Origin of the sequence: Mesorhizobium sp. M7A.F.Ca.AU.002.02.1.1 (genome assembly GCF_003998535.1) — a bacterium.
Taxonomy (GTDB): Bacteria; Pseudomonadota; Alphaproteobacteria; order Rhizobiales; family Rhizobiaceae; genus Mesorhizobium; species Mesorhizobium ciceri.
The window spans coordinates 1-11,740 of the sequence record NZ_RZPB01000115.1 but is presented as its reverse complement, the minus strand read 5'-3'; the positions used below and the strand labels follow the sequence as shown (position 1 = coordinate 11,740).

Genomic DNA, 11,740 nt, shown 5'->3' with positions numbered 1-11,740 from the left:
CGCCATTGCGTGTTATCAATTGCTTTGGCTGGCCGAATGGGGTGTACCAGAGATAGTTCGGGTCGGCCTGCACCCATTCCAGCCCACCCTTCGAGCCATAGATGCGCAGCTTCAGCCCGTTCTCATGGCCGGGCGCCACCTGGCTTGCCCAGATCATGCCCTTGGCCGGGTGCGTCTTGCCGGTAGGCTTGAAGCGCAGCATGACGTTGACGTTGTCATCCAGTAGCCGTCCCGGCACGAAGGCGTCGAGATCGGCCGACAGGGAGTCCAGTTCCAGCCCCGAGACGAAGCGGGCGAGGTTGTAGGCATGCGTGCCGATATCGCCCAGCGCACCGCCGGCACCTGCCTGCTTGGGGTCGGAGCGCCACGCCGCCTGCTTCTGGCCTGTCGCCGCCAAATCCTCGGTCAGCCAGTCCTGCGGATATTCGGACTGCACGATGCGGATGTCGCCGAGCACGCCCTTGGCGACCATTTCGCGTGCTTGCCGCACCATCGGATAGGCGGTGTAGTTGTGCGTCAGCACGAACACCTTGCCGGTCTTCTCGACTATCGCCGCGAGCTTTTTCGCTTCGGCCAGCGTCGTCGCCAGCGGCTTGTCGCAGATGACGTGGATGCCGGCCTCGAGGAAAGCTTTTGCCGCTGGCACATGCACATTGTTGGGCGTGACGATGGCCACCGCTTCGATGCCGTCGGGGCGCTTCGCCTCGGCCTTGGCCATCTCGGCATAGGATGCGTAGCTGCGTGAGGGGTCGAGCCCCAGTTCGGCCGCCGAGGCCTTGGCACGGGCCGGGTCGGCTGACAAAGCGCCGGCAACCAGCACGAACTCGTTGTCCAGCCGCGCCGCGATCCGATGCACCGCGCCGATGAAGGCGCCTTGCCCGCCGCCGACCATGCCGTAGCGGATCGGGCCGCCTCCCGTTTCCGACTTCGATGCGCCGACCATATCTTGCTCCTCGCTGTTGCTTGCCCCCCTTGAGGGGAGGTCGATCCGCGCAGCGGATCGGGTGGGGTCGTTGAGGCAGAGCGCGGTGTGAACCGACCCACCCGGCCTTTGGGCCACCCTCCCCGCGAAGGGGAGGGAAAATCGAGCTAGATTCCCATCATGGCGCGCAGCAACTTCTTGTCGGTGGTGCCAGCGGCGAAGTCGTCGAATGCCTTTTCCGTCACCCGGATGATGTGGTGCTCGATGAAAGGCGCGCCTTCGGCCGCACCATCCTCCGGATGCTTCAGGCAGCACTCCCACTCCAGCACCGCCCAGGAATCATAATTGTACTGCGTCAGCTTGGAGAAGATGCCGCCGAAATCCACCTGTCCATCGCCCAGCGAACGGAAGCGCCCGGCGCGGTTGGTCCAGCTCTGATAGCCGGAATAGACGCCTTGCCGGCCGGTCGGGTTGAACTCGGCGTCCTTGACGTGGAACGCCTTGATGCGCTCGTGATAGATGTCGATGAATTCGAGATAGTCGAGCTGCTGCAGCAGGAAATGCGACGGATCGTAATTGATGTTGCAGCGCCTGTGGCCGCCGACCGCGTCGAGGAACATCTCGAAAGTGGCGCCGTCGAAAACGTCTTCAGACGGGTGAATTTCATAGCCGACATCGACGCCGTTGTCCTCGTACACGTCGAGAATCGGCTTCCAGCGTTTGCCGAGCTCGCCAAACGCTTCCTCAATGAGTCCAGCCGGCCGCTGCGGGAACGGATAGAGGTAAGGGAAAGCCAGCGAGCCGGTAAACGACACTGAAGCATTCAGGCCTAGATTACGCGATGCTTTAGCGCCGAACTTCATCTGCTCGACAGCCCACTTCTGCCGGGCTGCGGGATTGTTGTGCACCGATGGCGGCGCAAAGCCATCCATCTGCGCGTCATAGGCAGGATGCACCGCCACCAATTGCCCCTGCAGATGCGTCGACAATTCCGTGATCTCGACGCCGGCGTCGGCGCAAATGCCTTTCACCTCGTCGCAATAGGCCTTGGAAGAGGCCGCCTTCTTGAGATCGAACAGCCGCGCGTCCCAGGTCGGGATCTGCACGCCCTTGTAGCCGAGACCGGCCGCCCATTTGGTGATCGACGCCAGTGAGTTGAACGGCGCGGCGTCGCCCGCGAACTGCGCCAGAAACAGCCCCGGGCCCTTCATTGTCGTCGGCATCGGCATCCTCCCTCATTTCTCTCGCGACCGAGCATAGCGCCGATTGGAAACAGGGCCAGCCACTTTGGTCTTTTCTCAACGGGCGCTTGCACGCACCACCATTCTGGTATTACCAAATGTGGAATTTTGGTCAAGCCTTGCAATGCGCCATCATGACCCCAAAACCACCCGGCGCAGGCATATATATCTCAATATAATCAAGGAAATACTCCACAGCGAAAGTTGCATCCCGGCGCTTCTTGCCGATCCGGATAATTTGCTGTAGACCTCGCTTCAGGCCCAATTGGTCGAACCAGTTTGCGAGAAAAGGCTGGGAACGCCTTGGGGAGGAACCTTTGTGTCGCCTTTTGGCGATGCATGTCGCAGGCGAACCATAGAGACGAGTTGGGAAGGACAGACCATGCATCTTTCGACGCACAACTGGATGCGCGCGGAACCCTTGGAAACGACGCTCAAGCGCATCAAGAAATTCGGCTATGAGTCGATCGAGATTTCCGGCGAACCCGAGCAGTACAAAACCAGGGAGACCCGGGCGCTGCTGAAGGAGCATGGCATTCGTTGCTGGGGCGCGGTGACCCTGATGCTGGGCGAGCGCAACCTTGCCGCCAGGAACCAGGGCCAGCGCGAGCGTTCCGTTCAGTATGTCAAGGACGTGCTGACCATGGTCAGCGAACTCGATGGCGAGATCATCACGCTGGTTCCGGCGACCGTCGGCAAGGTCGTGCCTGACGGCACCGAGGAAGAGGAATGGAAGTGGGTCGTCGACGCCACCCGCGAATGCTTCACCCACGCCAAGAAGGTCGGCGTCAAGATCGCTGTTGAACCGCTCAACCGCTTCGAGACCTATCTGTTCAATCGCGGCGCCCAGGCGCTGGCTTTGGCCGACGCGGTCAGCCCCGAATGCGGTGTCTGCCTCGACGCCTACCACCTCCATATGGAAGAATTTAACGTCTATGACGCGATCCGGCAGGCCGGAAAGCGCCTGTTCGACTTCCATGTCGCCGACAACAACCGCTTCGCCGCCGGTCTCGGCCAGATCGACTGGCCGAAGATCGTCGCCACCTTGCGCGAGATCGGCTACGACGGCGCGCTGACCAACGAGTTCGTCGCGCCCGTCGACCGGACGCCGGCGGCCCCCTATCCCGACATGGTCGAGCGCAATCCGGTCGATATCTCGCCCGAACAGCTGAAGTTCATCCAGGACCACGGCTCCAGCGTGCTCACCGAGAAATTCTACACCGACCAGATGCGCATCAACGCCGAAACGTTGCTGCCGCTGATCAAGTAGTCGACTGCCTCAGGGAAATTCGCCCTTCCGCCCTGACCGGCGCAGGGCTGGGGAAGAATATGCGTATCAAGTCCGTCCAAGCCTGGTGGATCCGCGTTCCGATCGAAGCCGCTCGGCAGCACCGCAGCGACTTCGGTCAGGTGACGACCTTCGACGCCGCCATCCTGCGCATCGAGACCGATGACGGGCTGGTCGGCTGGGGCGAAGGCAAGAACGCCGCCGGCAGTGCCGGCAGCTACGGTGCACTCGTCCACATGCTGAACCATGAAGTCGGGCCGCAGCTGGTCGGCCGCGATCCGGCCGACATCGGCATCATCTGGGAGATGCTCTACAATGGCGTGCGCCACGACAGCGCCGCACGCGGCGGCCACGCCATGCCGCAGCTGGCGCGGCGCGGCATGAGCATCGCGGCGATCAGCGCCGTCGACATCGCGCTGTGGGACATTCTTGGCAAATCGCTTGGCGTTCCTGTCTGGCGGCTGCTCGGCGGCCGCAAGCTCGATCGCATGCCGGCTTACGCGTCCGGCGGCTGGGCGGCCGCCGACGCCATCGGCGAGCAGTTGAAATCCTATATCGCCAAGGGCGGTTTCAAGGCACTGAAGATGCGGGTTGGCGCCATGGACGGCGCGGCGCACATTTCCGCCACCCGCGTGCGCGCCGCACGGCAGGCGCTCGGCCCCGATGTCGAACTGATGGTCGACGCGCACGGCACCTACACGGTGGCTGAAGCCAAGCGCTTCATCCATCTCGTCAACGACCTTGACCTGGCGTGGTTCGAGGAACCTATCATCGCCGACGATAAGCCGGGCATGGCCGAAGTGCGGGCAAGTGGCGCCGTTCCGATTGCCACCGGCGAAAGCGAGGCGACCCGCTACGCCTTCCGCGACCTTGCCGTGCTCAAAGCCGCCGACATCTTCCAGCCCGATCCCGCCTTCTGCGGCGGCATCAGCGAGGCGATGAAGATCGGCACCATCGCCAGCGCCTTCAATCTGCGCTTTGCACCGCATTTGTGGGCCGGCGCGCCCTGTTTTTTCGCAGGCTTGCATGTCTGCGCCGCCTCGCCGTCGAGTTTCACCGTCGAATATTCGCTCGGCGCCAACCCGATGATCCATGATCTGGTCGAAGAGACTGTCGAAGCCAGGGACGGTATGATAGCGATCCCGGAAAAACCGGGTCTGGGATTCACCATTTCGGAGCGGTTCCTGGAGGCGCACGCGCAACGCGGTTGACGATGAAAGAAAAGAACCTTCTCGCGGAACTCGCTGCCTACCTGTTCTCCCATTCGGACAAGGAGAGCGGCCGAACGCCATCGGAGCGCGAACTGGCGGAGCATTTCGCCGTCAGCCGCGGTCAGATCCGCGAGGCGCTGGCCATCCTGGAGGCCATGCGCATCGTTGAGCGCCGGGCCAAATCCGGCATCTACATCGACACCAAGCAGGCCAGTGTGGAGGCCATGGCGCTCTTTGCCCGCGCGGGCCTCCCGCTCGACCCGATCCAGATCTACGAGACGGTCGAACTGCGCAAGATCCACGAGATCAAGGCGGCCGAACTTGCCTGTTCGCGTGCCACCGAGGAGAATTTCGAGCGGCTGCGCGAAATCCTGAAGGCTTCGGAAGAGCGCATCGCCGCCGGCGAAGGGCTTGCCAGGGAAGACCGCGAATTTCACCTCGAAATCGTGCGCGCCACCAAGAACAGCGTCTTCCACAATGTCTGCAGCGTCTACTACATGATGGGCGAGCAGCGCCTGCCGATCTATTTCAACGACCCCGAGCGCAACGTGCGCTCGCATGCCGAGCATATCCAGATCTATGAAGCGCTGCTGCGCCGCGACGGCAATCTCGCACAGGCGCTGATGAGCGCCCATCTGCAGGGCGCTGAGAGCTACTGGAAGGGCCTGATCGAGGGCCATGGCGAGGAGCCGCAAAGCCCGGCGCTCGAAAAAGCCTGACCGACATGGCTCGTATCCTCACGACGCACCCTCTGCACCCGCGCGCCTCGGCTATGCTCTCCGGCGCCGGCGAGCTCGTCGTCGCCTCCGCCATCGATCCGGCCACGCTGGCCGCCGAGGCGAAAAATGCCGACATCGTCATCGTGCGCGCGCCGCTGCCCCCACAGCTTTTCGACGGCGCAAAGCTGCTGCGGGCGGCAATCCGTCATGGCGCCGGGCTCGACATGATCCCGATGGAAGCAGCGACGGCCGCCGGCGTGCTGGTGGCGAATGTGCCGGCGGTCAATGCCCGATCGGTGGCCAAACACGTCATGTTCGTGGCCCTCGCCTTGCTGCGCAACTTCCGCGTCGTCGACCGCGACCTGCGCGCCAAAGGCTGGCTTGCCGGCCGCGAGCACGCCAACGCCAACAGCGAGCTTGCCGGCAAGACGATCGGCATCGTCGGCCTCGGCGCCGTCGGCCAGGCGGTCGGCCATATCGCCGCGCACGGCTTCGACCTGAAGGTGGTGGCAACGACGCGCAGCATGCAGCCGGCGCCGGACAAGGTCGGCTTCCTGTCGATCGACGCTCTCGTCGAGCAGAGCGACATCATCGTTCTGTGCTGCCCGCTGACGCCGGAAACGCGCGGCCTGATCAACCGTGAGCGGATCGCCCGCATGAAGCCGCAGGCGCTGCTGATCAACGTGTCGCGCGGACCGGTCGTCGACGACGACGCGCTGATCGAGGCCTTGCAGAAACGGCGCATCGGCGGCGCCGCGCTCGACGTGTTTGCGACGCAGCCGCTGCCGTCGAACCATCCCTATTTCGGCTTCGACAATGTTATCGTCACGCCGCACATGGCGGGGATCACCGAGGAATCGATGATGCGCATGGGCGTCGGCGCGGCGGGCGAAGCCCTGCTGGTGCTGGCGGGCAAGCTGCCGGTCAATCTGCGCAATCCAGAAGTGGTCGATCACTATCGGCGGCGGTTTCCGGCGAGCCTGTAACCCATCGCGGTTTCGCCCCAATTCTCCGCGACGTTGAGAGCCATGCCCGGTCTCGCCTTCCTCTTTGTCGCTGCCTGTTCGCTCTGTGCCATGCCGGCATTCGCGGCCGAGAGCAGTTATGTCTATTGCGACAACGGGCTGCGCTGCTTCAAGGCGCCCTGCCCGTCCAACAGCGCACTCGACCTTGCCACCGGGACGATCATCAAGGGCGTGTCGATCGACCCCAGCGGCCTGCCGCAGGCCGACAAGGCCATAACCGATCTTTCCGACGCGCTTTATGCAGGCAAGATCGTCGTCAGGGGCTCGATCGAGCACCGCACCCAGACGATCGCCGGCAAGGAGTACAATTTGCCCTGGCTGGTCGCGACCCGTATCGTACGGACCGCCAAGGACAGCGAACGCAAGCACTGTTCGTCGCGCTGATGGGCGGTTCAGCCCTGCTCACGCGCCAAGCAGCTGCTCCACCTCTGCTGCTATGCGCAGCAGGCGTTGGTCATGGCCGTTGCGCGCCACCAGCATCAAGCCGGCGGGCAGCTGAGTGCTCGGCATCGGCAGCGAGATCGCGCAGAGATCGAACTGGTTGGCAACCTGCGTGTTGCGCAGCAGCAGGCCTTCGGTGCGGTCACGCAACCCGGCGTCGTCAGACATCGAGACGATAGTCGGCGCCGTCACCGGTGTGGTCGGCAAGGCCAGCACATCGACCGAGGACAGCCGCTCGTCCATGGCGGCGGCGAGCGCTGTACGACGGCGCATTGCCCGGATGTAGACAGGCGTCGGCAGCATGGCTGCCCGCGACAAAGGTCCGCTGACATGCGGGTCGACCGGTACCGAAGCTCCTGTCGCCAGCCAGTCGGCATGCACTTCGGCCCCTTCCATCGCGGCGATCGAACCACGCTTGGTGGCCGCGCGCAAATCGGCAAGCAGATCGTCGATCGACAGATCCTCGATCCGCGCGCCCGTCTGCTCGATCTTGCCAAGGCAGCGGTCGAACGCGGTCGCCACCTCGTCTTCCGTCTCTTCGAAAAGGACGCCGCGCGGAATGCCTATGCGAAGCCCTGCCAGGGCAATCGGCGTCAGCGCGGTCGGCACCTCACCGGCCATCACGGCGTCGGCGGCGGCACACTGGGCGACGGTTCGGGCAAGCGGACCGATCGAGTCCAGCGTGGCCGACAGTGGGAACGCGCCGGCGAGCGGCACACGTCGCGCCGTCGGCTTGAAGCCGACGACACCGTTGAGTGAAGCCGGAATGCGTATCGAACCGCCGGTGTCGGAACCGATCGATATTTCGCTCGTGCGCTCGCCGACGGAAACGCCGGCGCCTGAGGAAGAACCACCCGGAATGCGATTGGTGTCCACAGCATTGCCGGGCGTGCCGAAATGCTGGTTGTCGCCGATCGCGGTGAAGGCGAATTCGGTCATGTTGGTCTTGCCGATGATAACCGCGCCGGCCTGCCGCAGCCGGCTGACGATCGCGGCATCGCGCAGCGGAGGTGCTGCGGCCTTGAGCATCAGCGAGCCGGCCGTGGTTGGCTCGCCGGCGACATCGAACAAATCCTTGATCGAGACGATGCTGCCGTCGAGCGGCCCGAGCGTCACGCCGGCTTGGCTGCGCGCATCGCTGGCATCGGCCGCGGCCCGCGCGGCTTCGGCATAGAGCTTCGTGAACACACGCTCTTCGCCGGCACGGGCGGCGAGGCGCGCAAGGATGGTTTCCAGATGATCACGGACGGATTGCATTTTCGGTGTCGGACTCCGGACGCCTTGAACGTCTTAAGGGATAGCGGCCAGTGCCTGGCTTGCCGAGACTTAACCCGGCGCAGACGGTTTTGCACCCTGTCGAATGCGAGGAAAATCCGATGCTCTACAAAGGCAGTTGCCACTGCGGCAAGGTCGCCTTCGAATTCAAGGCCGAACTGACCAGCGCCATCAGGTGCAATTGCTCGATCTGCTCGCGCAAGGGCGCCCTGTTGTGTGCCATCCCGCACGGGACCTTGCGGGTCCTGGCCTGGGGCGACGATTTGGGCACCTACACATTCGGCAATCATGCCATCGCGCACCGGTTCTGCCGGGCCTGCGGCATCCATCCCTTTGCGGAGGATGTCCGCGAGGGCCGTGAACGCAGCGCCTACATCAACATCAACTGCGTGGCCGATCTCGACCCCTCGACCCTGTCGGTCTTCGATTTCGACGGGCGGTCGGCCTGAGTTCGCTCGTCGCTGCCGTCACAACGGCGTCGACCCGAAAACCGTGATGGTTCTCGGGCCGACGCGCAGGTGTCAGGGAAGCCTGATTGCGGCGAGGCTACTCGGCCTGCTTCGGGCCGCGCAGGAACACCACGCTGGCCGCCAGCAATGTCGCCGCGCCGCAATGGGCGAAGGCACTGGCGACGCCGGTGTGGTCGACCAGCAGGCCGCCGAAGACGGCGCCGAGCGCGATCGCCACCTGGAACGTCGCCACCATCAGTCCGCCGGCGCTTTCTGCCTGGTCGGGTGCTGCCCGCACCAGCCAGCTCTGCAGCCCGACCGGAACGGCGCCGAAAGCAAAGCCCCAGACCGCAACGGCGGCAGCGGCGATCGTCGGCGAAGCTCCGAAAACCAGCATCGAGGCGGCGGCCGGTGCGATCAGCAAGGGCGCCAGCCCAACGGCTGCCTTGAGGCTGCGCTCGGCCAGGATGCCGCCGGCGACATTGCCGAAGAAGCCGCCAATGCCATAGGCCAGCAGCACCAGCGAGATCGTCTCGATGTCGAGCACGGGGACCTTCTCGAGGAAGGGACGGACATAGGTGAAGCCGGCAAAGTGTCCCGAAGCGACCAGCAGCACGACCAGCAGCGCCACCCGGATCGACGGACGCTTCAGCACGTGGAGCAAGGTGCGGAAGCTTGCCACACCCACGGGGGGGCAATTTCGGAATGGTGGCCAGCTGCACCAGCAGCGCCAGGGCGGCGACCACGGTCGCAATCATGAAGGCCGTGCGCCAGCCCCAGATGTCACCGACATAGGCGCCGACCGGCGCCGCACAGACGGTCGCCAGCGAAACGCCGGTCAGGATGATCGACATGGCGCGCGGCATCAATCGCATCGGCACCATCCGCAGCGCGGCCGTGGATCGCCGGGTCTGGATGAATTGCCAAGCCTTCCGGACGCAATGCCATTGCCGGGCCACCCGCATGCAATAGCTTGCCAGAACCAGGCAGCGAGAGGCCGGCGGCAAGCCGGTCCGAAGAGGAGAACCAATGCCAAATCATCCGAAGCTCATCGCACTCGCCGTCATGCTTGCGGTTCCCGGGCGCGCCTTTGCCCTCGAGGACAGCTACCTGCCGGCCGACAAGATCCCCTATGTGGCGGAAGTACCCGACCAGCCGCATCGTCTTGGCCCATTGTGGGGCGAGCGGGCCAAGGGTCCGGCAGGCACGTTGCTGAAGGTTCCCGGCAACTGGCGCGCACCGGTCCATGCGCACACCGCGGATTACCGTGCGGTGGTCATAAAGGGGATGTGGGCGCACTGGCAGATGGATGGCGGCGAGGCGACCAAGGTCGAACTGCCTCCTGGATCCTACTGGACCCAGAAAGCCAATGAGATGCATGACGACGCCTGCGTCTCCGACACGGAATGCGTGATCCTGCTGATCAACGACACGCCCTACGAAACCTACTTCCAGAAATAGGCTGGGATGCGGCTACGAGGCGTGACGCAAGCTGACGCCGCTGCCCTTGTCGAACAGCACCACCTTGTCGGGGTTCCAGGCAAAGCGCACCGCCTGCTCGATGGCGACGTCGGTCCTGGCCGGCACGGTTGCACGCAGTGTCGCGTCGCCGACGCGCAGCGTCAGGATCTTTTCGACGCCGTGGTTCTCGACGTCGTGGACACGCGCCTCGACCGGCGCGCCGCTCTCGAGATAGACGTCCTCGGGACGAATGCCGAAGACGAGCGGGCGACCGTCGGTCGCCCCGCCCGCTTTGGCTCCCCCTGAAAAAGGCAATTCGAAATTCAGCGGCGCCATCACCGCGCGGCCGTTCACGAGCTTGCCGTCGATGAGGTTCATCGGCGGCGAGCCGACGAAGCTCGCCACATAGGTGTCGCGTGGATTGTTGTAGATCTCATGCGGTGTGCCGGTCTGGACGATTCGGCCATGGTTGAGCACGCCGACCTTGTCACCCATCGACATCGCCTCGATCTGATCGTGGGTGACGAACAGGAAGGTGGCGCCGAGCTGTATCTGCAGGTTCTTCAGTTCAGTCCGCAGCGCCTCGCGCAGCTTGGCGTCGAGCGCAGACAGCGGCTCGTCCATCAGGAACACACGCGGCTTGCGCACGATGGCGCGGCCGATCGAGACGCGCTGCATCTCGCCGCCGGACAGCCGATCCGTCTTGCGGTCGAGCAGATGCTCGATCCGCAGCGTACGGGCGGCACGGTCGACACGGTCCTTGATCTCGGCGTCGGGCAGCCGGCGAATTTTCGGCTTCAGCGGGAATTCGAGATTTTCGCGCACCGTGTAGCGCGGATAGAGCGAATATTGCTGCAGCACCAGCGCCACGTCACGCTCGGCCGCACCCCAGTCGGCAACGTCGACGCCGTCGATGAAGACCTGGCCTTCGCTGGGCTTCTCCAGGCCGGCGATAAGCCGCAGCGTCGTCGTCTTGCCGGCGCCCGTCTCGCCCAGCAGCACGAAGAACTCGCCATCGGCAATATCGAGATCGAGCCCGGTGAGCGCCGTGTGGTTGCCGAAGGTCTTCGAGATGTTCTTGAGCTGGATATGGGCCATCAGAGTCTCACCTCAAGCGACTTGCCGCTTGCCTTGTCGAAGAAATGCGCCTGGGTCGGGTCGATCCTGGCGAAGACCCTTTCACCGGGTCCGGCAACGAAGCCGCTCTTGGTGCGGGCCCGCAGCAACTCGGTTCCGACCTTGAGATCGACGATGTCGAAGGAGCCGAGCGGCTCGACGATATGTGTGTCGACAGGCACGAAGCCCTCGGTCGCCTCGCGCCGGATGAGCACGCCTTCCGGCCGTATGCCAAGCGCCAACTGGCCGCCGGCATGGCCGTTGAGCTTCGACAGCAGGGCTCGCGGGAACTCGAAGCCGGCGGCGGCTCCACCGACCGTCACCGAAACCGAGGACGTCGTCTCGGCCACCGCCGCATCGGTGACATTCATCACCGGGCTGCCGACGAATTGCGCCACGAACAGATTTGCCGGCTGCGAATAGACCTCGTCGGGCGTGCCGACCTGCTGCAAGACGCCTGCGTGCATGATGACGATGCGGTCGGCCAGGCTCATGGCCTCGATCTGGTCGTGCGTGACATAGATGGTGGTCGAGCCCTGCTTGATGTGCAGCCGCTTGATTTCCGCGCGCATCTCCTCGCGCAGCTTGGCGT

Annotated in this window: 12 protein-coding genes and 1 pseudogene; 7 read left to right on the top strand and 6 right to left on the bottom strand. The window is 64.3% G+C overall.

Going from position 1 to position 11,740, the window contains the following annotated elements; genetic code table 11:
• On the bottom strand, positions 1-943 hold a 943-nt coding region (locus tag EN879_RS10150; RefSeq protein ID WP_164774366.1), incomplete at its 3' end, for a Gfo/Idh/MocA family oxidoreductase.
• A 146-nt stretch (positions 944-1,089) separates the two neighbouring features.
• Complete coding sequence (locus tag EN879_RS10145; protein WP_063169045.1) at positions 1,090-2,145, bottom strand: sugar phosphate isomerase/epimerase; 1,056 nt, start codon at positions 2,143-2,145, stop codon at positions 1,090-1,092.
• A gap of 400 nt (positions 2,146-2,545) precedes the next feature.
• Here EN879_RS10145 and EN879_RS10140 point away from each other — a divergent pair, with 400 nt between their 5' ends.
• Genes EN879_RS10140 through EN879_RS10120 form a run of 5 tightly spaced genes read left to right on the top strand, consistent with a single transcriptional unit; the run spans position 2,546 to position 6,790 of the window.
• Positions 2,546-3,433 carry a sugar phosphate isomerase/epimerase gene (locus EN879_RS10140; RefSeq protein WP_013529508.1) on the top strand — a complete coding sequence of 296 codons (888 nt, stop codon included), beginning with the start codon at positions 2,546-2,548 and terminating at the stop codon, positions 3,431-3,433.
• Between the two features lie 59 nt (positions 3,434-3,492).
• Complete coding sequence (locus tag EN879_RS10135) at positions 3,493-4,662, top strand: mandelate racemase/muconate lactonizing enzyme family protein (protein WP_013529507.1); 1,170 nt, start codon at positions 3,493-3,495, stop codon at positions 4,660-4,662.
• 2 nt (positions 4,663-4,664) lie between these two features.
• The gene (locus EN879_RS10130) at positions 4,665-5,381 is read left to right on the top strand and encodes a FadR/GntR family transcriptional regulator (protein ID WP_013529506.1); all 717 of its coding nucleotides are present in this window, start codon (positions 4,665-4,667) and stop codon (positions 5,379-5,381) included.
• 5 nt (positions 5,382-5,386) lie between these two features.
• Complete coding sequence (locus tag EN879_RS10125) at positions 5,387-6,367, top strand: hydroxyacid dehydrogenase (RefSeq protein ID WP_127274040.1); 981 nt, start codon at positions 5,387-5,389, stop codon at positions 6,365-6,367.
• A gap of 42 nt (positions 6,368-6,409) precedes the next feature.
• Entirely contained in the window at positions 6,410-6,790 is a 381-nt protein-coding gene (locus EN879_RS10120; protein ID WP_063169047.1) for a hypothetical protein, read from the top strand.
• An 18-nt stretch (positions 6,791-6,808) separates the two neighbouring features.
• Here EN879_RS10120 and EN879_RS10115 read toward each other — a convergent pair whose 3' ends face one another.
• Positions 6,809-8,104, bottom strand: a complete 1,296-nt coding sequence (locus tag EN879_RS10115) for an amidase (RefSeq protein WP_063169048.1) — start codon at positions 8,102-8,104, stop codon at positions 6,809-6,811.
• A 119-nt stretch (positions 8,105-8,223) separates the two neighbouring features.
• Here EN879_RS10115 and EN879_RS10110 point away from each other — a divergent pair, with 119 nt between their 5' ends.
• Positions 8,224-8,571 carry a GFA family protein gene (locus tag EN879_RS10110; RefSeq protein ID WP_063169049.1) on the top strand — a complete coding sequence of 116 codons (348 nt, stop codon included), beginning with the start codon at positions 8,224-8,226 and terminating at the stop codon, positions 8,569-8,571.
• Positions 8,572-8,668: 97 nt separating this feature from the next.
• On the opposite strand, the pseudogene EN879_RS10105 reads toward EN879_RS10110, so the two are convergent.
• Positions 8,669-9,464, bottom strand: a pseudogene (locus EN879_RS10105) (MFS transporter); the annotation flags it as partial.
• Between the two features lie 136 nt (positions 9,465-9,600).
• On the opposite strand from EN879_RS10105, the gene EN879_RS10100 reads away from it, so the two are divergent.
• Complete coding sequence (locus EN879_RS10100) at positions 9,601-10,032, top strand: DUF4437 domain-containing protein (protein ID WP_013529500.1); 432 nt, start codon at positions 9,601-9,603, stop codon at positions 10,030-10,032.
• 12 nt (positions 10,033-10,044) lie between these two features.
• On the opposite strand, the gene EN879_RS10095 is transcribed toward EN879_RS10100, so the two are convergent.
• Entirely contained in the window at positions 10,045-11,130 is a 1,086-nt protein-coding gene (locus EN879_RS10095) for an ABC transporter ATP-binding protein (protein WP_013529499.1), read from the bottom strand.
• On the bottom strand, positions 11,130-11,740 hold a 611-nt coding region (locus tag EN879_RS10090; RefSeq protein ID WP_164774365.1), incomplete at its 5' end, for an ABC transporter ATP-binding protein. The genes EN879_RS10090 and EN879_RS10095, both read right to left, overlap by 1 nt.